At 56.3% G+C, this 22,808-nt stretch carries 20 protein-coding genes, 1 tRNA gene and 1 pseudogene; 15 read left to right on the plus strand and 7 right to left on the minus strand.

The genetic code is table 11. The features are described from left to right. Positions 1-2: 2 nt before the first annotated feature. On the minus strand, positions 3-1,232 hold the full coding sequence (locus tag PY308_RS03640) for a hypothetical protein (protein WP_275788211.1): 1,230 nt from the start codon (positions 1,230-1,232) through the stop codon (positions 3-5). 180 nt (positions 1,233-1,412) lie between these two features. On the opposite strand from PY308_RS03640, the gene PY308_RS03645 reads away from it, so the two are divergent. The 6 genes and pseudogenes from PY308_RS03645 (at position 1,413) to PY308_RS03670 (ending at position 8,585) form a co-directional block, all read left to right on the plus strand. Then, positions 1,413-2,687: a DNA cytosine methyltransferase gene (locus tag PY308_RS03645; RefSeq protein WP_275788213.1), complete on the plus strand. Its 1,275-nt coding sequence runs from the start codon at positions 1,413-1,415 to the stop codon at positions 2,685-2,687. A 60-nt stretch (positions 2,688-2,747) separates the two neighbouring features. Then, positions 2,748-3,740, plus strand: a complete 993-nt coding sequence (locus PY308_RS03650; protein WP_275788216.1) for an HNH endonuclease — start codon at positions 2,748-2,750, stop codon at positions 3,738-3,740. A 249-nt stretch (positions 3,741-3,989) separates the two neighbouring features. Beyond that, positions 3,990-4,208: pseudogene (locus PY308_RS03655) on the plus strand (hypothetical protein); the annotation flags it as partial. A gap of 18 nt (positions 4,209-4,226) precedes the next feature. Continuing rightward, entirely contained in the window at positions 4,227-5,153 is a 927-nt protein-coding gene (locus PY308_RS03660; protein WP_275791006.1) for a tyrosine-type recombinase/integrase, read from the plus strand. Continuing rightward, positions 5,143-5,652: a hypothetical protein gene (locus PY308_RS03665; RefSeq protein WP_275788218.1), complete on the plus strand. Its 510-nt coding sequence runs from the start codon at positions 5,143-5,145 to the stop codon at positions 5,650-5,652. Before PY308_RS03660 ends, PY308_RS03665 begins: the two co-directional genes overlap by 11 nt. 524 nt (positions 5,653-6,176) lie before the next feature. Then, entirely contained in the window at positions 6,177-8,585 is a 2,409-nt protein-coding gene (locus PY308_RS03670) for a DNA-primase RepB domain-containing protein (protein ID WP_275788222.1), read from the plus strand. Here the strand turns inward: PY308_RS03670 and PY308_RS03675 are convergent. Next, positions 8,545-9,605 (minus strand): IS630 family transposase gene (locus tag PY308_RS03675; RefSeq protein ID WP_275782665.1). Its coding sequence is split into 2 segments (ribosomal slippage): positions 8,545-9,113 and positions 9,113-9,605, totalling 1,062 coding nucleotides; the frame shifts between segments, so codons are not numbered across the junction. The two genes, PY308_RS03670 and PY308_RS03675, sit on opposite strands and share 41 nt — an antisense overlap. Positions 9,606-9,698: 93 nt before the next feature. Here PY308_RS03675 and PY308_RS03680 point away from each other — a divergent pair. Next, on the plus strand, positions 9,699-9,941 hold the full coding sequence (locus PY308_RS03680) for a hypothetical protein (protein ID WP_275788225.1): 243 nt from the start codon (positions 9,699-9,701) through the stop codon (positions 9,939-9,941). Positions 9,942-10,281: 340 nt separating this feature from the next. Here PY308_RS03680 and PY308_RS23050 read toward each other — a convergent pair whose 3' ends face one another. Next, complete coding sequence (locus tag PY308_RS23050) at positions 10,282-10,608, minus strand: helix-turn-helix domain-containing protein (RefSeq protein WP_275788228.1); 327 nt, start codon at positions 10,606-10,608, stop codon at positions 10,282-10,284. Between the two features lie 115 nt (positions 10,609-10,723). On the opposite strand from PY308_RS23050, the gene PY308_RS03690 reads away from it, so the two are divergent. Continuing rightward, on the plus strand, positions 10,724-11,026 hold the full coding sequence (locus PY308_RS03690; protein WP_275788230.1) for a hypothetical protein: 303 nt from the start codon (positions 10,724-10,726) through the stop codon (positions 11,024-11,026). On the opposite strand, the gene PY308_RS03695 is transcribed toward PY308_RS03690, so the two are convergent. The 3 genes from PY308_RS03695 to PY308_RS03705 all read right to left on the minus strand — a co-directional run bounded on the left by PY308_RS03695 (position 11,023) and on the right by PY308_RS03705 (position 13,263). Further along, positions 11,023-11,904, minus strand: a complete 882-nt coding sequence (locus PY308_RS03695) for a DUF4238 domain-containing protein (protein ID WP_275788233.1) — start codon at positions 11,902-11,904, stop codon at positions 11,023-11,025. The two genes, PY308_RS03690 and PY308_RS03695, sit on opposite strands and share 4 nt — an antisense overlap. Positions 11,905-11,998: 94 nt before the next feature. Then, positions 11,999-12,074: transfer RNA gene (locus PY308_RS03700), tRNA-Thr, on the minus strand. Between the two features lie 229 nt (positions 12,075-12,303). Next, on the minus strand, positions 12,304-13,263 hold the full coding sequence (locus PY308_RS03705; RefSeq protein WP_275788236.1) for an NAD(P)H-dependent flavin oxidoreductase: 960 nt from the start codon (positions 13,261-13,263) through the stop codon (positions 12,304-12,306). 280 nt (positions 13,264-13,543) lie between these two features. Here PY308_RS03705 and PY308_RS03710 point away from each other — a divergent pair, with 280 nt between their 5' ends. Beyond that, positions 13,544-14,689 carry a biotin transporter BioY gene (locus tag PY308_RS03710; protein ID WP_275788238.1) on the plus strand — a complete coding sequence of 382 codons (1,146 nt, stop codon included), beginning with the start codon at positions 13,544-13,546 and terminating at the stop codon, positions 14,687-14,689. Between the two features lie 30 nt (positions 14,690-14,719). On the opposite strand, the gene ppk2 is transcribed toward PY308_RS03710, so the two are convergent. Then, positions 14,720-15,601: a polyphosphate kinase 2 gene (ppk2, locus tag PY308_RS03715; protein ID WP_275788241.1), complete on the minus strand. Its 882-nt coding sequence runs from the start codon at positions 15,599-15,601 to the stop codon at positions 14,720-14,722. A 138-nt stretch (positions 15,602-15,739) separates the two neighbouring features. On the opposite strand from ppk2, the gene phoR reads away from it, so the two are divergent. The 6 genes from phoR (at position 15,740) to phoU (ending at position 22,713) form a co-directional block, all read left to right on the plus strand. Then, positions 15,740-16,981 carry a phosphate regulon sensor histidine kinase PhoR gene (gene phoR / locus PY308_RS03720; RefSeq protein ID WP_434064237.1) on the plus strand — a complete coding sequence of 414 codons (1,242 nt, stop codon included), beginning with the start codon at positions 15,740-15,742 and terminating at the stop codon, positions 16,979-16,981. 193 nt (positions 16,982-17,174) lie between these two features. Next, positions 17,175-18,209, plus strand: coding sequence for a substrate-binding domain-containing protein (locus tag PY308_RS03725; protein WP_275788247.1), 1,035 nt, complete (start codon positions 17,175-17,177; stop codon positions 18,207-18,209). A gap of 114 nt (positions 18,210-18,323) precedes the next feature. Then, entirely contained in the window at positions 18,324-19,805 is a 1,482-nt protein-coding gene (pstC, locus tag PY308_RS03730; RefSeq protein WP_275788251.1) for a phosphate ABC transporter permease subunit PstC, read from the plus strand. Beyond that, the gene (gene pstA, locus PY308_RS03735) at positions 19,802-21,124 is read left to right on the plus strand and encodes a phosphate ABC transporter permease PstA (RefSeq protein WP_275788254.1); all 1,323 of its coding nucleotides are present in this window, start codon (positions 19,802-19,804) and stop codon (positions 21,122-21,124) included. The genes pstC and pstA overlap by 4 nt, the downstream gene beginning before the upstream one ends. Before the next feature lie 12 nt (positions 21,125-21,136). Beyond that, positions 21,137-21,952, plus strand: a complete 816-nt coding sequence (gene pstB, locus PY308_RS03740; RefSeq protein WP_275788256.1) for a phosphate ABC transporter ATP-binding protein PstB — start codon at positions 21,137-21,139, stop codon at positions 21,950-21,952. A 50-nt stretch (positions 21,953-22,002) separates the two neighbouring features. Further along, on the plus strand, positions 22,003-22,713 hold the full coding sequence (phoU, locus tag PY308_RS03745; RefSeq protein WP_275788258.1) for a phosphate signaling complex protein PhoU: 711 nt from the start codon (positions 22,003-22,005) through the stop codon (positions 22,711-22,713). The last annotated feature ends 95 nt before the right edge of the window (positions 22,714-22,808 follow it).

The following is a 22,808-nucleotide window of genomic DNA, read 5'->3' on the forward strand; positions in this document are numbered from 1 at the left end:
TACTATTCCACCTTGAGATGCTGCTGAAGCATCTGCTCCAGGTATCCGACGGAATCCCTGAACTCGGAGACTTCTGACTGGCTTAGAGCCAAAATGTCGGAGCGACTTACATCATTAAGCGCGGACGTCGCCTTCTTTAAAGCAACTCTGAAGGGGCGTACTCCAGGATGAACAGCGTCCTCGATCAGCGTTGCTGCTTCATGGAGCAATCCGATCTCCTCATCTGCTAAATCGCCTTCGCCCCGATCGAGCGAACGCCGTACCTGCTGCACTAAACCTGCAATCTTAGCCTTGACACTGCTGGCGTTGGATTTGATTTCTAGTGCAAGTCGCGTGGCGACATGTTTTTCGCCTGACTTAAGCTGATCCCATTTTTCCGGGTCATCGTAAAATTCTTTAAGGAAACGGGCGTCGCGATATTCGTTGAAGGCCTCGTTCTGAACCATGTCGAACACGTCGGCGCGCAAACCGTCAAAGTTCGTATTTCCATATTCTCGGAGTTGCGACCCTATTACGCGAGCTTTGCTGATCTCCTCAAGCACACTGAACTTTTCGGCCGCGACTCTCTCGCCGGCACCGCCTTCCTGATCAACGTATTCAACATATGCATGCGCAAAGGTATAGGCGTCTCGCAGTCGCTGCACCCAGGAGACCGACTTCTCCATATGCTGCGCCATTTCTGTAACGTTCATCAATGCTCCGGCTTTCGGCGTGCCGACGACGGCGTCGTAGATGAATTTCGCTTCGATGTAGCGGCCCCAATCGCGGACGCCGGTGCCGCGCACGTGAATGCGGGCCAACAATATAGTGCGCTCGCGTTCACCGAACTCGGGCGGCAAAAGTTTTACCCGAATGCGGCGAAATTTTCCCTCTTTCAGACCCTTGCTGTACTTGCGATCGAGTTGGCGAAAAATGGTAAGTCGAGTAGCGCCTTCCAATACAAGCGCTTTTGCGTCCGCGTCTGTCCTCTGAACGTAAATCGGCTCCATCTGCCCAATGTCGTCAATAGATTTAAGAAGGGTGTCGTAACCACGAGATCCCTGCAGAGCGGCTTCCATTTGCGGCTCAGACTTAACGCCAGCAGGGGCGAGAAGATTCTGTAGACGGGGGTTGTCGGGCCAGAGTGTAACGTCGCTGTAGACGTCGAGTTCTGCCTCTTCCAAATCCCAGTCACGCCCGCCAATTCGTTCGATATATCGTTTTGTCTTTGATATCAGATTGGTAACGTTCACGGTCGTTCCTTTCGCTATTTGCTACTTGCTACAGCAAGCTATAGCAAGCGACGGCAATCGTGTCAAGAAGGCTTCGTTTACGCTTTGGCAACCATTTAAAATTATAATGGCTTGCAAATGTTCTGATTATGTTCTATTCCGAAAGGCGATTCGCCTGACGTCGGGGTGTCGGGAGGGCTTGTGGACGCGCAGAGATCAACTGTATCGCAGACAATAAAGATCTATCCTGCGTCTAAACCCGCAAAAGGTGGACTGCCAACTTGCCTCGATCTGTTCGCCGGTGCCGGTGGTTTAGCCGTGGGATTTCGGCAGGCAGGCTGGAATATCATAGGTGGCAATGATCTAAATCGAGACGCTGGATCCACCTTCCGTCTGAATTTTAAAGAATCAGTTTTTTTTGAAGGGCCAATATCGGCGCTAACGACCGAAATGGTTCTGGCAAACTGTGAAATTAAGCCAGGTGGGCTAGATTGTCTTATCGGCGGTCCACCATGCCAGTCTTTTAGCTATAATAATCACCATCGATCGGAAAAAGACGAGCGCGCCCGTCTGTTTGAACATTATCTGCGACTTGTCCGTGGACTATTGCCGAAAACTCTGGTGATGGAAAACGTTCCTGGCATCCTGACCATAGGCGATGGGCAGGTCATAGCTGAGATAAGGGCATCGCTTGAAGCACTTCAATATTTAGTCGAAGTAAAGGTGTTGTCGGCTGAAGAATTTGGTACACCGCAAATAAGACGTCGTGTCTTCATTGTCGCAAGCAGAGTCGGATCCGCGGCTGACATGATACCGCTTCCAACCCATGCATCTGCAAGTGCGAAAATCACAACGGCAAAGCCAAAAAGCCAAAAGCAGCTGAAACGTTTTGTGACCGTGCAAAATGCTATAGGTGATCTTCCGTCCCTAGAAAACGGTGGCGGGCAGGAAATTGTACGTCGCAGCGGGATAAAATCTTTATCTCAATTTCAGCGTGAGGCTCGTAAAGGCGTTAGGCGAGTATATAACCATGTATGTCACGCGCTCACTGAAGTGAATCTTAAACGACTTGTATACGTCCCGCAGGGAGGCAACTGGCGCGATGTCCCCAGGGACCTTTTGCCGGCTGGCATGCAACGAGCGAAGCTTTGCGACCATACCAAGCGTTACGGACGCCTTGCCCAAGCGGGCCTCGCCTCGACAATTCTTACTAAATGTGACCCCCACTGGGGCGCGTACATCCACCCAACCGAGAACCGAACAATCTCAGTTCGAGAGGCCGCTAGGCTGCAGGGCTTTCCAGATAGCTTCAGGTTTTATGGCACTAACCTTGGTAAACAGTATGAACAGGTTGGGAATGCTGTTCCGGTGCCGGTTGCAAGAGCCATTGCGGCAAAAGCGATGATTCATCTTGCCGATTGCTCACCATATGATCCGATTTGCATAACTTGCGCACCCGCAAATTTAGCCGCGTAATTCCGAGTGATCAACAAGACGTAATTGGGATTAGTTGATTTAGTAAAAATGCGGTGGTCGATGACCAAATACTGGTGGGTAAATCATAAGCAGACGTTTAGGCAAGAGATTGAGGGTCAATACCTTTGGTCGCCAAAGACCGAAGGAAATGGAGCGCGGAGCGAATTCTATAATAATATGCGCCGTGCATCGCCTGGCGACCTAATTCTCTCCTACGCAGATCAGACCATCAAATATGTCGGAAGCGTTGCCGAGTTTGCTTTCACCGCTCCAAAACCGGAAGAGTTCGGGGTTGCAGGTGCATACTGGGCCAGTGAAGGATGGCTCCTGCCAGTCCGCTGGGTTCGACTATCGTCGAGCGTTCGTCCACGAGACTTTTTGGATAAAATCAGACCTCATTTGCCAACGCGCTACTCACCGCTTAACCCGGTAACAGGCGGCGGGAACCAAAAGGCTTATCTGGCAGGAATTTCAGAATCAATTTTTCGGATTCTGACGGCCGCAACTTCATTCAATTCGCAGATGTTACAACGCGGCAGGTCGAACAGCCTAAATTACGAAGTTGTGATTGAACTCCTGGAGGATGCCGTTGAGAAGCTTATAGCCAGCGATCTGGAGCTAGAAGACACCGTAAGGAGAAGCAGTATTCTAGCGCGACGTGGGCAAGGCGTTTTCCGTGCAAACGTTGAGAGCCTTGAAAGGTCGTGCCGATTAACCGGAATCACGAATCCCACATTGCTAATTGCCAGTCACATAAAGCCTTGGCGTCTCTGTAGCTCTGCACAAGAACGATTAGATGGCAACAATGGGTTGATGCTTACACCCGACGCAGATCTTCTTTTTGACAGAGGATTTATCAGCTTCGCGGATGAGGGAGAGGTTCTTGTTTCACCTCGCGTAGACAAATCCGATTTACTTCGGTTAGGTTTCGATAAACTGGTTATGGATCGTTTTGGCTTCGCAGAAGCGCCGACAGCTTGGTCAACGTACGGCTTTGCCAGACAACAGCAAAGTTATATGGCCTATCATCGGTCTGAAGTGTTTGTTGACTAGAGTCGTTAAGCACCCCTACGGCGTGTTGAGTTTCCTCTGATGTACCGGTGAAGCCTGCGCTATCTCACCCTTTCCATGGGGGTTATCCTGACACTGCCGTTGCTCATGTTTGCCCATCGCGTGTACGCAGGCGTTGGACCGGGTATCATCCTCTTTTCTAGCATAAGATTGATTGTCATAACTATCTGATATTGCTTGTCATTTAAGAAATATCACATTACTTTGAGTTGAGGCCAACAGGAGGTCTCAATGCCAAATTTACGTCTCACCCGCCGCACGATCGATGATATTCCCCACCCGGACAGCGGCCAAATTTTCTACCGTGATACACAGCTGACCGGTTTCGGCCTGCGTGTCGGCACCCAATCCAAAGTCTATTACGCCGAAGGGCAGGTGAACCGTCAGACGCGCCGTGTGACGATAGGCCGGGCGGATATCTTTGCGCCGGAAATTGCCCGCAAGAAAGCCATGGCTCTGCTTGCCGAAATGGCGGACGGTTTTGATCCGAATGCCGAGAGGCGCAAAGAGGTGGTGGGCAAGCTGACGCTGGCGGATGCGTTCGACAGCTTCTTCGCCGCCCGGCCCCACCTGTCGGCCTACACAGTGCTGAACTACACGCGGACCGCCAAGCTGTACCTCAATACATGGCGCAAGAAACCGATCAACGAAATCACCCGGCAGATGGTGCTGAAACGGCATCAGGAGCTTTCCGCCGAAATCGGCAAGACCACGGCCAACAATGTCATGCGGCATCTGCGTTCGGTCTACAATTTTGCCGCCGCGACACATGACGAGTTCCCGCCAAACCCGGTGCAGATTTTGACGCAGGCGCGGGCATGGCATCGCGAGCAACGGCGGCAGACTGTTGTGACGGCGCTTGACCTGCCGTCATGGTGGAAAGCGGTCATGGCCGAGCCGGAACACTCCCGTGATTTCCTGCTCCTGGCGCTGTTTACAGGCATGCGCCGGGGAGAATTGATGGCGTTGCGCTGGGACAATGTGGACCTGAATGCACGGACGCTTCACCTGCCCAAGACCAAAAATGGCGATCCCCTCAACCTGCCCCTATCCAAATTCCTGACGGACCTGCTCACCGCGCGCAAGGATTTGGCGGGCAACTCCCCTTGGGTCTTCCCTGGGCCAGGTAAGGACGGTCACCTCGTGGAGACCAAGAAATTCCTGCTTCGTGTCAGCGCCGGTTCCGGCGTCAGCTTCACACTGCACGACCTACGGCGCACATTCATAACCATCGCCGAGAGCCTTGACGTTCCCTACTACGCGCTCAAGCGTTTGCTGAACCATCGCGCCAACAGCGACGTCACGGGCGGCTATATCGTCGTCAACACTGAGCGGTTGCGTGGGCCGGTGGAGCAGGTTGCCAAACAGATTTTGGAGCTGGTCGATGTCAGGTAGTGACTCCACTCTGGCGACCATGGTCCACTTTGAAACGGTGCTGGAGCGCGTTCTACTCGCTATCATCAATGCGCATCTCACCGACGCCGCCGACGCCTCCAATATGAAACGCCTGGATGTGGCGATGACCGCGCTTGTCGGTTTATCCCGCCCGCATGCCGCCCGTATCGAAAAAGCGGTCCTATTTATGGAGCAGCAGCGGCAGCGCGATATTTGTAACATCGAACTGTCGGCGCTCGCAGCCGGCTCCGGAATCCATACCACCCTCCCGCGCTCGGTGCCGTATTTGGCTCAATTGGCCGCGCGGGATATACTCGGCATTACATGCCCGGCGGAAGTCCGCGCTACCGCAAACATGCTCTGCCGCGAATACCGTAGCCGGGCAACGCGGCACTCGGTCGAATACGACCCAGCACGCGAAGCGATGCAAGACGGGGCCGTTCGGCGAATCCTCGATGAACTCGCTGACTGGGATGTTCCCGGCGCTCACCCGAAATAAAACCTCTTCCAATCAATCCATTGGGCGTAAAAGGTTGCACGCGAGTACGCCACCCGTGGAACGGGCGCGAGTTATATGCGATGTTTGTTACGGATGAGGTGGCAGCATCCAACGGATATATATGTCCGTGGCGGGTTCCGTTGGTTTTGATCCTTCGGGTGGCGCTCTTTAGGGGATTGTTCCCTGCCTTGCCGTTTGAACGATGACGATCGCCGGGTACCTAACCGGCCTTGGCAGGGCCTACCAGAGGTAGGTTCAAATGAATCCCCAATTTTCGTCTGTTCACGCGAGCAGCACCGCTCCGTTGCGCCCGCTCGCTCATCCCGAAAAGCTTCTCACCACGAAAGAGGTTGCAACGCTCACCGGGCTCAGCGCCTCATTTTTCAATAAGAGAAGAATATACGGCGGAGGACCCAAGTTCCTCCGCCTGAATGCCAATAGCAAGATCGGTGCGATCCGCTATCGTCTCCCGGATGTGCTCGACTGGCTCGCCACCCGCGAATGCGTTCTGGAGGTGTTGTGCAATGACTAACACCTCCGAAAACGTATTGAAACCCAATGTGCGCCAAGCTTGGGAATTTCTCAATTGGCTTTCGCCAAGCGGGCCACATCGTGTCGAAACCATTGTCAGTGAAGGACAAGGACGCCTCGGCGTCCGCACCTTCGTTGCGGATGACTACGAGGCCTTCGCGCGGTTTGTCGAAGACGAGAATTCGCCGGATACCAAGCGCAATCTCTACTTTCTGGCCAGTGCGCCTTTCTTGACCGGCAATCGGGCCAAGGAAAATATCCCGGTGACGAATATTTTGCAGGTGGACATCGATAGCAAGGACTTCTCCGGAACGGAAAGTGAAAAGCTGGAGCAAGCGATATCGTTGGTTTTGGACCCGAACGTGAGGCCGAAAGGCGTTCCAGCACCGACCGCTGTTTGCTTTACCGGAGGCGGCTACCAAGCTTTCTGGAAGCTTCGCGAGCCCATCGAAACGGCTTTGGCGGAAGAGTTGAACGCCAGCCTGATCGCCGTATTGAACGGTGATGTCGGCACACACGACGTAAGCCACCTCATGCGGCTTCCAGGTGGCGTGAACTGGCTCAACGACAACAAGCGCGCCAAAGGCAGACAACCGGCACTGTCACTGTTTATAGAGCCGGCCAATACAAAAAAGCCTCCGGTTCTTCATGAGGTCGCCGACTTCAGGATCAAGAGACAGAAGCCAGGGTTCGGCGCATCAGGGCAAAAGCTGGCGGATGATATCGAAGCGGTTGGTGAACCCGAACCTCTGCCGGACGATATGAGCGAGATTTTCCCCAGCGACCCGAAATGGGCCGAAGTTCTCATGACCGGTGATGATCCGCCCGGCAAGGTTTATCGAAGCCGCTCCGAACTGGTTCATGCGTTCACCATTCGAATGCTCTCGCATGGTATGAAACCGGGGCATCTGCTGTCGATATTGACCGATCCGGCTTTTGGGATAAGCGCCCATATTCTGGATCAACCCAAACCGCTCGCGTATGCGAAAAGGCAGGTCGCATCGGCGCAGGCCTATCTTCTCGAACATGCGGACGAAACGGGTGCGGACGGGAAACCGGAAATTCTCATCTTGCCGGGTCAGTTGCCGTTCGCCGTAAGCCGGGCGGAGCGGGCGCTTATCGACGCCGGTGTTCCGGTGTACCAGCGCTACGACTCTCTTGTGCGAGTGGTGAAGTTGCCGGATGGCAATAGTGAAGATGGGATTCGGCGGGACAATGGCGCGCTCATCCTGAAGCCGATTGCGACTGCGTGGCTTCGCGAACGGTTTGCCATCGTGGCTAGTTGGGTCAAGGTGAACGCCAAAGGCGCGAAGGTGGCTGCCGATCCGCCGCCGGATGCCGCGAATGTTTATCTTGCGCGGGCTGGCGAATGGGAAGTGCCGTTTCTACAAGCGGTCACGCAAATTCCGACGTTGAGGACCGACGGTTCGATCTTGCAGGAGCCGGGCTATGATCCGCGCTCGGCGATCCTGTACGATCCAGGCACGGTCGAATATCAGGTGGTGCCCGAGAACCCTAGCAAGGAAGAGGCGCAAGCAGCGCTGGAATTGTTGTTCAAGCCGTTCCGAGATTTTTGCTTCGCTCGCCCGGTAGACAGAAGCGTCGCCATGGCCGCCGTCCTGACGGCGCTCGTGAGGAGAATGTTTCCATCCGCGCCTCTCTTCATAATTGAAGCACCAACAGCGGGCACCGGCAAGTCTCTTTTCTGTGAAACGCTTGGCATTATCGCAATGGGCCACAAGCCGGCGATGATGTCGCAGGGCAAGACCTCGGAAGAACAGGAAAAGCGTCTTTCGTCCGTGCTTATGGCTGGCGACCCCGTGATCGTCATCGACAATTGCGACCGTCCTATCGAAGGCGATTTCTTGTGCTCCATGTTGACTCAGGAATGGGTGCAGCCACGCATATTGGGCAGGTCGGAAATGTTGCGCTTGCCGACGCGGAATCTTGTTGTTGCGACCGGCAATAACCCGGAAGTGGCGGGCGACGTGACCCGACGGACGCTCAAATGCCGACTGGACGCGCAGGTCGAGAGACCGGACCAACTGCAATACGACTTCGACCCGAGAGACGAAGCCTATGCGGATCGAGCAAAGCTTGTCGTCGCTGGTCTGACGGTCATGCGCGCGTATATCTTTGCCGGTCGTCCGATGCCCCTCGATAAGATCGGCTCATTCGAGCAATGGAATGTCGTTCGGGAAGCCTTGGTATGGCTTGGCATGCCTGATCCTACAGAAACTCGGCAGCAGATTTTCGACGACGACCCTCGCAAAGGTGAATTGATCGACCTGTTGCGCTTATGGTGGAAGGCATTTGTTGGCGAAAGGCTTACGCTATCCGATTTATACCAACCGTCACTGATTAGAACCCTTGCGCCCATTTGCGTCGGCCGATTGACATGATCTTCCATGGTCGTTGCTGGAGGGTTCTCCAAGCGTAGCAGCAGTGGTCGACGATATCCTCGTAGGATTTGAAGACTCGGTTTGAGAGCCAGTTGTCCCTCATGAACTGCCAGATGTTTTCGACCGGGTTCAACTCGGGCGATTTGGGCGGCAGTGGCAGGATGGTGATGTTTTCTGGAACGACGAGATTGTTGGACATGTGCCATCCGGCCTGATCCATGATGAGGACGGCGTGTGCATGAACGGCGACGTTGCGGGATATCTCGATCAGGTGCTGGTTCATGGCATGGGTGTCGCACCACGGCATGACGAGAGCGGCGGCCTTGCCGTGCTTGGGACAGATGGCACCGAAGATATAGGCCGATCGGGTTCGCTGGTCGTGCGGCGCGGACGGCCTTGAGCCCCGCTTGGCCCAACGACGCGTGATCTTGTTCTTCTGGCCTATCCGGGCTTCGTCCTGGAACCAGATTTCGATTACTTTGCCCTTGGCGGGACCTGCGGCGATTTCTGCCACAGCGGCGGGGAAGTTTTTTTAAATGCCTCGGCCGCCTCGGCATCCTGCGCATGATGTCTTGGGCGAGCCGAGAGCTTGCGATAGCCCATGGCACGCACTTCGCGGCCCAGGGTCTCCTCGCTCACCGAGATGCGGAACTCTTCCCAAATCCATTGCGCCAGATCACACAGACGCCAGCGAACGACTCCATCCAGATACGGGGTCGGTCCGCGCTCTATGGCTTGCGCCAAAGCCGTTCGCTGTTCATCGTTCAGGAGAGAAGGTTTGCCCGGGGCCTTGCCGTTGATAAGGCCGGCGGGACCGCGTTCATTGAAGCGCACCACCCAGTCGCGCACGATCTGAACCGTCACACTGCCAAGCCGGGCGGCATCGGCGCGTGAGCCGCCATCATAGATCGATGCAAGTGCCAGAAGCCGCCGTGCCTGATCGGCATCGCGTGTCTGCCGAGCCAGAAGCCGCAACCTGGCTCCGTCGAAGTCCGATCGCAAAGAAATCGCTGAACCCATCACAAACCTCCAGTTTGCATCACAGATTCAGATTCGTTGGCTGCTGGGAATCCCCTTCAGAGTCATGCTCACTGACGGTTGGTATTAGCGGTGATGCACGAAAAGGGCGACAGAGTCGGCGCAGCGGAGGTGGTCACCGAACTCATGGCCAAGACCCGCTACAATGTCTTCAATACGAGAAGCATCGGCAAGTTTCTATCGACTAAGATTGATCAGATCGCAGGCGGACTTATGCTCCGATCGGAAAACGACCCATCCGGCGTGAAACGCTATTGGGTTGTAAATGTCGAACAAGAAACAAAATCGGAAGCGGGCGAACGCGAGTTGCCGTTCTGACCCACCATCCGGGAAATGAAAGCAGGCGGGACGAGGGGTCCCGCCTGTTGCCGGGTTTGAACGGGTTTGCCGGGTTTTTTAGGGCAGGTGACGGCCGGAAGCATTTTGCTGTTACCAATTATGCCCGCTGCCGGAGCCTCCAAACCCCGCAAACCTTTCAAAACCAGCGTGCCAGATTTACCGGCCCGCAAAAGGAGCCCTAAGCGGTGGTTGTGTGTTGGCGGGTGGTTGGCAGCAAAGCGCCTAAACTGCCTCTGACGTGTTCCGAGCGCCGGTCGAGCGGCATTATACGTGGCTATGGTTGCCCAGCCGGGTTCGCTCCACGGCTTATCCCCGCGAACTACCCTACGAAGGCCTTCAGCATTTTAGATGCGCGGTCCAACTGGTCTTCATTCATGCGCGAAAGAGTTCGATGAATCTCGGCGAGTAGCCGTGCTCGTTCGCCAGTCCCAGGCAAAGCATTCGCTCCGAAAAGAGCTGTAGCTGGCACGTCCAATGCCGCTGCGATTTTCTCGGCGGTATCGAAAAGCGGCGCAGCCTTACCTCGTTCGATCTTCCCGATTGTTTCCTGAGTCACGCCGACCTCGTCGGCCAGACGCTCAAGCGTCCAGCCCTTGGCTTTGCGGTGGTGGCGAACGTTTGCGCCGAAGAGATGTTGGAGTTCCATGCGTCCGAAAGATGGACGTCATACAGCTTGTCAATTCCATAGATAGGAACTATGGATTCTTGAAAATAAGAACTATAACATCTTAATTTCACAAATGTTGATTATTGGTTCTTAGATGTTCGTAGCTGATTTTCTGTTCGTGGCTTTGCGTTGGCTCTGGGCCGTTTTCTTTGGCGGTCAGGCGCTAATCTTCGTCGGCTTGGTCTTGTGGATGGTCTGGAAAGACGCCATCAAGCCGAGATTAATCCAAGCGGATGAAATTGACCGCGTAGCCGAGGAAATTATTGCGAGCTATCCCGACCCCGAGGAGGAGGCCTTCGCCCGGTATGAGCGTGCGTGGTATCGCAGCGATGGCGCGGAACAGACCTATTGGCGTCGAGTGCAGAAGGCAGTCGATCGGCGTGGCAGCCGGCGTTAGAGATCTGGGGCGTAGGCGCAGACTTGGATTTTAGTAGTTAGGAAATCTCTCGCGCCTATAGGCATGTGCTGAAGAATCGCCGCTATACGGAAGAAGCGATTTTTATCCACAAAAGGTAAAACCCAAGGGTCGTCATCTCTGTAGTACAGAGTGTTTTCTGCGCACATAACGATTGATTTATTAAATGAATAAATTTCCTGCTTTTGGGCTTCCATGAAATTATATCTAAAAAAATTAAAATTTTTGATGCCGTCATAATCGTAGTCAATATTGATTCTGATGCGAACCGCGATATCCGGTGCCAGGGGGAAAATGCGGTCATTAAAGCGAGGCTCGTCATCTGAAGCTTCAATTGCGACAGGAAAATCACTTGTAAAGAAAGTGCTATCGGATGGTTTGCTGAAAATAAAATCCCATTGGGAGTTTGCGAGCAGATGTAGGCGCTCAATCAGCTTGGTGATGCCGAAAGAGTGTGCATATTTATGGCCCACTTGAGCCTTTATCACACGCAGGGCGTCATCCGTTAAGTCAAGTTGAGCTAAATGTGGCGATTCTGGATTGATGTTCTTTGCGGCAATAAGACTGCCAAGCGCCTCAATCGATTTCTCAACAATACTTTTTGCTATGCGTACGCCTGCTGGCGAACAACCTTCAATATAGGAAATTAGACCTGCGATAGTGTAAACAGCTTCTCTATCTATTTCCCTTTTCCGAATTAATTTCAGTGTATTGTTATATCTAGGCTCTATGTCCTTGAGGAATAATTCTATAGCTCGTGGCTCTTCAAGGTGCTCGTTCGTGCTTCCATCCTTCAAGCGGCATTGGCTGTAGCTATCGCATTCAAATTGAGCCAAAGTCCATTTGTTGATAGCATGCATCCTCTTCCCAAGGGCAGGGGAGTAAAAATTACGCAGATATACTTGAGGTATATAGTGGTCCAGCGGCACAGGAGTTCTGATCTCCGATGGGAAGTGGTGCCGCTTGCAGGACTCGAACCTGCGACCCCATCATTACGAATGATGTGCTCTACCACCTGAGCTAAAGCGGCGTACCAAGTGCAGGGCAACCTACTATCGCCCTACTATTTTATTCCTTCACGCTCCAACCCGTTGGCTTTGAACATCATTCTCTAGCGGACCCGCTAATTACGAATGATGTGCTCTACCACCTGAGCTAAAGCGGCCCGCCGGTGCGCCGTGACGTTCCGGTAGGTGTATGTGGCGCTGATACCGGTAAACCGATGGGATTTCAAGCCACCGATGGAAAAAAGCAACGCTTCAAAGCGCCAGCCTTTTTCGGGCATCCTCATATTCGCGGGCGAGCCGGTCAACGAGGGTGGCGACGGGGGCAATCTCTGTCACGGCGCCGATTCCCTGACCGCATCCCCAGATGTCCTTCCACGCCTTGGCGCCGGTGGCAGCCGTCTCAAAATCCATCTTGGAGGGGTCTGCTTGCGGCAGGTCATCCGGGTTCAGGCCTGAGGCGGCAATGGATTGTCTCAGATAATTGCCGTGGATGCCTGTGAAGAAATTGGAATAGACGATGTCGCCGGCGCTGCTGTCCACGATCATCTGCTTGTAGACGTCGGTGGCGCGCGCTTCATGAGTGGCGATGAAAGAGGAGCCGATATAGGCCATGTCGGCACCCATCGCCTGGGCTGCAAGTATAGCACCGCCGGTCGAAATCGCGCCGGACAGCAGGAGAGGCCCGTCGAACCAACTGCGGACTTCCTGAACAAGTGCAAAGGGCGACAATGTCCCGGCATGGCCGCCGGCGCCGGCGGCAACGGCGATCAATCCATCTGCTCCCTTGCGGATGGCCGAACTGGCATGGCGGTTGTTGATGACGTCGTGCAACACGATTCCCCCGTAGGAATGGATCGCCGCATTGACCTCCGGCACGGCGCCGAGCGAGGAAATGACGATCGGCACTTTGTATTTGACGCAGAGCATCAAGTCGTGCTCGAGCCGCGTGTTGGACTTGTGCACGATCTGGTTGACGGCGAAGGGCGCCGCGGGCCTGTCGGGATGGCTGGCATTGTGCGCCGCGAGCTCTTGCGTGATCTGCGCCAGCCATTCGTCAAGCTGTGCTTCCGGGCGGGCATTGAGGGCTGGAAACGATCCGACGACGCCTGCCTTGCACTGTGCCAGCGTCAGGGCGGGGTGAGAAATGATAAACAAAGGTGCAGCAACGACGGGTATGCGCGTCGTGCCGCGGAGAATGGCTGGCAAGGACAAGGTTCTCTCCCAAAAAATACTTTTGACGTTTTCGTAAACGTAAGAATGTTAGCAGTGCTTTCCGCCGTTGCAAAGACCGTCGTGGGGCAGGGCGCTGTCATCTTGCAACATGGCGCAAGTTTTCAAAGGCTGGGAACGCCGCTTTGCGCCGCAGAGGCTTGCGGATCGTTGGCGCAGCCATTACCCAATTTTCAACATGTTCAAAGCATGCCGGCCCGCCGGCGGCGAGGGGATCGCGTGGCGGCCAAGCGGATGGCCCCTGCATCGAGAAGGACGGATAGTGAGCGGACTGGAAACGGCCATCAGACAGGCGCTGGAGCGCTCGGACAGGACAAGCTCCGAGAACCGCGCGCGGATTTATCAGTCAGCGCGCAACGCGCTTGAAGCCGGTTTGCGCAAGCAGGATGTTCATGATCCGGAACTCATCGCACAACAGCGTCATCGTCTCGAGACGATTATCCACGGTATCGAGATCGAGGAGCGGACGGCATTGAAGGCTGTCGCTACGGTGGAGGCGCCGGACAGGATGGCTGGCCTCAGGCATGAAACGACGCCGGCTCCATCGGTCGAATTGGATGACGCTGCCGATGTCGTACCGCCACGCGAAGCGCGGTTGGACGAGGGATCGTTTGCCGGCGACGGGCTCGATGGTTTGCGTCCGGATCGTCGTGACAACGCGCAGGCGCGGATACCGCTGCCCGAAGCCGCCCCGGCACGGCGAGACCGGGCGAAAAAGGCCACGGTTGTACAGCCAAAACCTCGCCGGTCGCGGCGCGGCCGCTTCTTGTCCTTTGTCATGGTTGCCACTACGCTGGTCGCAGCCATCGGAACGGCAGCCTGGTGGGTGCAGACGAGCGGTCTCCTGAAGTCCGATTCCCAGCGCGATACAAGCGTCGCCAACCCGCCGTCCACCGTGCAGTCAGAGGATTTCGACGGCAGCGCCGGCCTTCGCACGCTGGGCACGCAATCCGGCTTTTCCGGGGATTGGGTGGAGGTGTTCACGCCGGCCGACACGGCCGGGATCGTCAATGGCAGTCGCGTTACCGCCGACAATGTCAGCGACGATGGCGGTCAGCACCTCCACGTAACCTCGGCTACCGCCGATGCGGAAGGCAATATCAAGGTCACGGTTCCTGCGTCCGTGCTGGCGCAGATTTCCGGCAAGACATCGACGGTAGCGCTCAGCGTGCGTTCGGACGCCGGTAAGCAGACGCAGTTTTCCGTGGAATGCGATTTTGCCTCGCTCGGCGAGTGCGGACGCCATCGCTTTACGGTGAATGAAGAAAAGAGCGACATGCTGTTCAAGGTTACGTTCGATCGTAGCCTGGCGCCCAGCGGCCCAGGCTATATCCTGATCAACAGCGATGTCACGGGCGCCGCAAACAGCCTGGATCTTTTTGCCCTGCGCATCCTGCCGGGACAATGACGCAGGGTTGCGAAAGCGACGGAGGCCAGCTTATTTAAGGAAGTCTGGCCCGAAGCCGACAATCTTTCCATCCATCTCCCCTATTGCGGACTTGTCCTTGCCGTCATAATCCAGCGATGTCAGCAGATGGCGGATGATGTCGAGCCGCGCACGCCGCTTGTCGTTTGCCCGCACCACTGTCCAGGGCGCGTGGCTGCTGTGGGTTTCCTTCAGCATCCGGTCGCGCGCCTTGGTATAGTCATCCCACTTGCCAAGCGCCGCAATGTCCATCGGTGAAAGCTTCCAGATTTTCAACGGGTCGTGCCGGCGGTCATGGAAGCGCTTCAGCTGCATTTCGCGGCCGATATCCAGCCAGAACTTGAAAAAATGGATACCGTCTCCAGTAATAAGCTTCTCGAAACGCGGTGTCTGCTTGAGAAATTGCTCGGATTGCTCCGGGGTGCAGAAGCCCATGACAGGCTCGACGCCCGCCCGGTTATACCAGGAGCGGTCGAACATCACGAACTCTCCGGCCGTCGGGAAATGCGTGACGTAGCGCTGGTAATACCACTGCCCCTGTTCTGTTTCGGTCGGTTTCGTCAGGGCGACGACGCGGGCGGAACGCGGGTTCATATAGGAGCGCGTCGCGTTGATCGCGCCACCCTTGCCGGCGGCATCGCGCCCCTCGAAGAGGATCATCACCCTTTGACCGCTCGCCTGCAGCCAGAACTGAACCTTGACGAGTTCGATCTGCAGTTTCTCGAGCAAGGAATCGTAGTCGCCGTCGCTGAATTTCTTCTCATAGGGAAATCCGCCTGAGGACAGGGCGCGTCCATCGATCCACTCGGGAAGTTCGGGATTGTCGATGTCGAAAATCCGCTGCTCGCCTTTCACGACGAGTTCAACCGGCGGGCTTTTTTCGATTGCGGTCATCGCGGATGAATCCCCTAGTCTGTGGCATGGCGAATTCATGGAAAGAGGCCACAAATGAATTGCGAATTCAAGGATTGCGTGAAAATCATTGTCATGATGCTGCGCTATGACCGCTGATTGCCATCGGCGAGAGAGAGTATTTTGAACGAATCAGAAACAGTCTGGGGACAGCTTTGGGCCAGGGCAAAGGTAGAAAAATGGCTCGTCTTCCTTTCCATGGCCGCCGCTGTGGCGCTCGTCCTGTCTGGATTGCATGCGCTCGCCGTGCTGTTGTTCTGGCTGGTGTGGATGGCGGCGCTGTTCAACCGCTCGGTTCATCCGGCCCCGCCTCCCGTTGCCGAACTGCCCGCCGTGGTGAAGGAGGTAGACTTCAGCACACTCGCTGCCGCTTTCAATGCGCTCGACACGCCCATAATGGTGATCGCGCCGGATGAAACCGTCGTGTTGCAAAACCAGGCTGCCGAAAAGGCCTTTGGCACGATTCCACCCAATACGGATCTCTCTGCCCGCGTAAGATCGCCCAGCATTCTCGATATGGTACGCGAGGCGATCGCAACGGGCAAAGCCAATCAGATAGAGCATTCCGAACGCTTTCCCTCGGAGGCGGTCTATATCGTGCGGGTATCGCCAGCCGAGATCGCCGTTCCGGAGATGAGGCGGCTTTACATCGTGTCCTACCGGGACATCTCCCAGGCAAGGCGGATAGACCGGATGCGGTCCGATTTCGTTGCGAATGCCAGCCATGAATTGAGAACGCCACTGGCCTCGCTGCGCGGCTTCATCGAAACCCTGCAAGGCCCGGCGCGGAACGATATGAAGGCGCATGAAAGATTTCTCGCCATCATGCACGAACAGGCAACGCGGATGAGCCGCCTGATCGATGATCTTCTGTCCTTGTCGCGACTGGAACTCAAATCCCATATCGCGCCGGATGAAGCGATCGATCTTGCGCCGTTGCTCGGCCACGTCCGGGATTCCCTCATGCCCCTTGCCGAGGATGTGGGCGTCGAGATTTCTCTTATCCTCCCTGACGTGCCGGTCATCGTTCAAGGCGACCGCGATGAACTGACGGAAGTTTTCGAGAATCTGATCGAAAATGCCTGCAAATATGGCCAGGAAGGAAAAAAGGTCGAGGTCGTGCTTTCCAGCAGCGGCAGCGTGACCGAGGTGGCCATACGCGATTACGGCCCTGGCATCCCTGCCGAGCATGTGCCCCGCATTACCGAACGTTTCTATAGGGTTAACGTGGAAGCAAGCCGGTCCAAAAAAGGCACGGGGCTGGGGCTTGCCATTGTCAAGCATATCCTGACCCGGCATCGTGCGCGTTTGCTCGTTCAGTCCGAGGTCGGCAAAGGCACCGTCTTTACCGTGAGATTTTGACGTGAATTCCGACGAAAATTAACAGGGCAAAATTTATCGTTGTTTTTCAAATGGATAAGCTGTCACATTTGTTTTACGAAACTGACATAAAAGATGGGGGCATCAGCAGCTAACAAGGGCTGCCGATCGAAAACGGCGAAAGCGAGCGCTGGTGAAAAGCGCACCCACACAAGCCCATTCTGGGAGAATTCTGATGAAATCGTTGAAACTCACTGTTGCAGCCTTGGTTGCATCCGTCGCATTCGCAGGCGCGGCCGCCGCACGCGACCAGATCCAGGTTGCCGGCTCTTCGACAGTCCTGCCTTACGCAAAGATCGTTGCCGAAACATTCGGCGAAACCTTTCCCGACTTCAAGACGCCAATCGTCGAATCCGGCGGCACCGGCGCCGGCCTGAAGGAATTCTGCAAGGGTGTTGGCCCTGACACGATCGACATCGCGAATGCATCGCGCAAGATCAAGGACAGCGAGCTCGAAACCTGCAAGGCAGCCGGCGTCACGGAAGTTCTGGAAGTCAAGATCGGCTATGACGGCATCGTGTTCGCAACCGACAGCGGCAATGCCGACCTGAAGCTGGTTCCCAAGGACCTCTACCTCGCTCTCGCCGCTGAAGTCGTTGTCGACGGCAAGCTCGTTGCCAACCCCTACAAGAAGTGGTCGGAAATCAACAAGGACCTGCCGGACGTCGAAATCGCCGCCTATATCCCGGGCGAAAAGCATGGCACGCGCGAAGTCTTCGAAGAGAAGATCATGGCGCATGGCTGCAAGGATGCCGGTGCAACTGACGCTATCAAGGGTCTCGTTGCAGACGAAAAGGAAGCTGCCAAGAAATGCGTCGCTGTTCGCAAGGATGGCCTGGCTGTTGATATCGACGGTGACTACACCGAGACGCTCGCCCGCATCGGTTCCAACAAGAACGGCATCGGCGTGTTTGGCCTGGCGTTTTTTGAAAACAACGCCGACAAGCTGAAGGTTGCAACCGTCAACGGTATCGTTCCTTCGACTGAAACGATCGCTTCCGGTGAATATCCGGTTTCGCGCCCGCTGTTCTTCTATGTCAAGAAGGCGCATCTCGGCGTTATCCCCGGCCTCAAGGAATATGTAGAATTCTTCCTTGACGACCAGATGGTCGGCCCTGACGGCCCGCTGGCAGCCTATGGTCTCGTCTCCGCTCCGGATGCCGAGCGCGAAGCTGACCGCAAGGCTTTCACCGACGGCAAGATGCTCTAATCAACTGAGCGATACCCGGCACGGCAGATTTGCCGTGCCGGACTCACGAGTTCGGATTTGCCGGCTTTCAACGATTGGCAAGACCACGCGTTAGAGAGGCTGGGGGACATATCGATGAACACTTCCCTTATTCTATTGATTATCGTGCTTGTTGGCCTGGGGGCCTATTTCGCCGGCCGGGCGCGCGCCATGGCCAGCGCGAATGGCAAGCTCTCTGTTTTGCATTCCCTTCCTGGCTACCATGGCGTCTACGTCGCCATCTGGGCCATTCTTCCCGCCGCCGTCGTGCTGGCCGCCTGGCTCATCATCAGCCCATTTGTCGTTGAGAGCTCAGTCCGTGCTTCGCTTCCCGACGATGTCCGCAGCCAAGGCGGCGCGACCACGGAACTGATGCTTGGCCAGGTCATGTCGGTTGCCAACGGTTTGAGGCTGTTGAGCGCCGATGAGCTTGCTGCCGTCACCAGCGGGGGAAACCTGCGTGAAGCCTTGGCGGCAAAAGGTGTTCCGCTCGCCGGCGACGGCGCGGGCTACATGATTGAAGCCGCGCAAAAATACAATGCGCTTAAAGACGGCAGTCGCTGGGCGATGAGCGCGGTGACGCTGCTGATCGCGATCGCCGGCGCTTTCTTCGCAATGCGCGGTATCGCAGCCCCTTTCAGGGCGCGAAACCGCGTGGAGCGTGTCATGCTGGGTGCGCTGCTGATTGCTTCCTCAATCGCCATCCTGACGACGGTTGGCATCGTAGGCTCGATGCTGTCGGAGGCCCTGCGCTTCTTCAATTCGGTCTCCCCGTCCAGCTTCTTTTTCGGTACGGTCTGGGACCCGCGGTTCGCAGCTGCCGGCGCGGCTGCAACGGAAGGCCAGTTCGGTCTGCTGCCGCTTCTGGCCGGCACGCTGTACATCGCCTTCGTCGCCATGCTCTTTGCCGTGCCGATTGGTTTGTTCGCTGCCATCTACATGGCGGAATATGCCAGGCCAGCGGTCCGCGGCATTGCCAAGCCGCTGCTCGAAATTCTGGCGGGTATCCCGACCATCGTCTACGGCTTTTTCGCTCTGGTTACGGTCGGCCCCTTCCTGCGCGATATATCGGCCCAGCTCAACGGGCTCGTCACTGGCAACTACGTCAACTTCATTCAGGCCCAGAGCGTTCTCACTGCGGGCCTTGTGATGGGCATCATGCTCATCCCATTCGTGTCGTCGCTGTCCGATGATATCATCACGCAGGTGCCCGGCTCGCTGCGCGATGGTTCGCTCGGCCTTGGTGCGACACGGTCCGAAACCATCAAGCGCGTTATTCTGCCGGCCGCTCTTCCCGGCATCGTCGGCGCGCTTCTCCTGACGGCCTCGCGTGCCGTCGGTGAAACCATGATCGTGGTGCTCGCCGCCGGCGTTGCCGCGCGCATGCAGCTTAATCCTTTCGAGGCGATGACGACGGTGACCGTAAAGATCGTCAACCAGCTGACGGGCGACCTCGAGTTTAACTCGCCCCAGACGCTGGTGGCTTTCGCGCTCGGCATCACCCTGTTCGCCATCACGCTCTGCCTCAACATCTATGCACTCTACATCGTGCGCAAATATCGGGAACAGTACGAATGACCGACATCACATCCCCCGTACAGTCCACATTTACGCGCCCAATACAGGCAAGACGAGACATCGGCATCAAACGGCGTTACGCGTCAGAACGCCGGTTCAGGGCATACGGCGTCGCAGCCATCCTGATCGGCCTGTTCTTCCTCTTCCTGCTTCTCTGGACCGTCGTCTCCAAGGGCTATACCGCCTTTCTGCAAACCTCGATCACGTTGCCGATAGAGTTTTCCGAGCAGATCATCGATCCGAAGAATGAGCGTGGCGCAAACCCCGCCAAGCTGATGACGGCTAACTATCCGCTCCTGGTGCGCGATGCGCTCGTGAAGGCATTGAACATCGATCCGAGCAATCGTGCGCTGGTCAAGCAGGCGACCGACATGGTTTCGGCGAGTGCCCGCACCCAGTTGCGCGACATCGTCGTCGCAAATCCGGCCGTGATCGGCACGACGGTCGATGTGTCGCTGCTCGCGGAAGGCAATATCGACAGCGCCAACAAAGGCCAGATCGATCTGACGGTTGCCGAAGCCAACCGCAAGGTGAAAGACCAGCAGATCGCCTGGATGAAGACGCTCACCGAAACGGGCGCCATGGCCAAGCAGTTCAACACAGGCCTGTTCACCTATGGCGCATCCAGCCGGCCTGAGGCTGCGGGTATTGGCGTCGCCGCGCTTGGTTCGCTCTACATGATGCTGATCGTTCTGGCGCTTGCCCTGCCGATCGGCGTCGCGGCCTCCATTTATCTGGAAGAGTTTGCGCCGAAGAACCGCCTGACGGATCTGATCGAGGTCAATATCAACAACCTCGCCGCCGTGCCGTCGATCGTCTATGGTCTTCTCGGTCTGTCGATCTTCATCAACTTCGCCGGCATGCCGCGCTCGGCGGCTCTTGTCGGCGGCCTGGTGCTGACACTGATGACGCTTCCGACGATCATCATTGCAACCCGCGCTGCGCTGAAGGCAGTGCCACCGTCGATCCGGGCAGCGGCTCTCGGGCTTGGCGCCTCGAAGATGCAGACCATCTTCCATCACGTCCTGCCGCTCGCCATGCCCGGCGTGCTCACCGGCACGATCATCGGTCTGGCGCATGCGCTCGGCGAAACCGCGCCGCTGCTCCTGATCGGCATGGTCGCCTTCGTAGTCGATTATCCAGGCTCTCCGATGGAGCCGTCCACCGCGCTGCCGGTGCAGATCTATATGTGGGCGAACGAAGCCGAACGTGCATTTGTCGAACGGACCTCGGGTGCGATCATGGTTCTCCTGATCTTCCTCGTCGTCATGAACCTTGGAGCAATCCTGTTGCGGCGTCGCTTTGAGCGTCGCTGGTAGTGAGGTAGAAACATGAACATGATGTCAGAAGCAGCAGTTGAAAAGGCGCTGGACCAGAAGATGAGTAACGTTCCCTACAAAATGACCGGGAAGGACGTTTCGGTCTATTACGGCGAAAAGCGTGCGCTGTTCGATGTGAACCTCAACGTCCGCGAAAACACCGTCACCGCCCTGATCGGCCCGTCCGGTTGCGGCAAGTCGACCTTCCTGCGTTGCTTGAACCGGATGAATGACACGATCGACAGCTGCCGGGTCACCGGCAAGATCATGCTCGATGACGGCGATATTTACGATCAGACCATCGACGTTGTCGAATTGCGCGCCCGCGTCGGGATGGTCTTCCAGAAGCCGAACCCGTTCCCGAAATCGATCTACGAAAACGTCACCTATGGTCCGAAGATCCACGGTCTCGCCCGCACCAAAGCCGAATTCGACCAGATCGTCGAAAGCAGCCTTCAGAAGGCCGGTCTCTGGAACGAGGTCAAGGATCGCCTGCATGAATCCGGCACCGGTCTGTCCGGTGGTCAGCAGCAGCGCCTGTGCATCGCGCGCGCCGTTGCCGTCAGCCCGGAGGTCATCCTGATGGATGAGCCATGCTCCGCGCTCGATCCGATCGCGACCGCCAAGGTCGAGGAACTGATCCACGAACTGCGGGCCAACTACACGATCGTCATCGTCACCCACTCGATGCAGCAGGCTGCGCGCGTTTCCCAGCGGACCGCCATGTTCCATCTGGGCAACCTCGTCGAAGAAAATGATACCGACAAGATGTTCACCAATCCGGATGACCAGCGCACCCAGGATTACATCATGGGCCGCTTCGGCTGATGCCTGAGCCCCGCACCTCATCTGGATTGTGAACGCAAGGAACACCAACCATGTCTACGCATATTGTTTCCGTCTATGACGACGACCTGAAATACCTTACGCGCCGCATTTCCGAAATGGGCGGGCTTGCCGAGCAGATGGTCGCCGAATCGGTTCGCGCATTGGTGAATGCCGATCTTTCGCTGGCTCAGAAAGTCATCTCGGATGATGTCATTCTCGATGAGGCCGAGCGGCAGATCGGCGACAAGGCAATCGTCACCATCGCCAAGCGCCAGCCGATGGCAGCCGACCTCAGGGAAATCATGGGATCCATCCGGATCGCGGCCGATCTCGAGCGTGTCGGCGATCTGGGAAAGAACAACGCCAAGCGCGTCATTGCCGTAGCAAATGCAAGCCTGCCGCGCCAGCTTTCACGCGGGCTCGAGCATCTTGCCGAACTTGCGCTGATGCAGCTCAAGGAAGTGCTCGACGTCTATGCGTCGCGCTCTCCGGAAAAGGCCAACGGCATTCGCGAACGGGACAACGAGATCGATGCGATCTACACATCCCTGTTCCGTGAATTGCTTACCTATATGATGGAAGACCCGCGCAACATCACGCCGTGCACGCATTTGCTGTTTTGCGCAAAGAACATCGAACGCATCGGCGACCATGCGACCAACATCGCCGAGACAATCTTTTACATGGCGACCGGTGCGCAACCGGTTGGCGAGCGTCCAAAGGACGATACCGCCAATACGGTCGGCGCAATCGGCAACTGATCGAGCGCCGGTTAAAATGTAAGTAAGTTCCTACTTATGCGGCGCGGACGGCCAGGAGCCGTCCGCGTGACAGCCCTGCTGTGAGCGCCGGGCGT

The sequence above is a fragment of the Pararhizobium gei genome, assembly GCF_029223885.1.
Classification (GTDB): domain Bacteria; phylum Pseudomonadota; class Alphaproteobacteria; order Rhizobiales; family Rhizobiaceae; genus Pararhizobium; species Pararhizobium gei.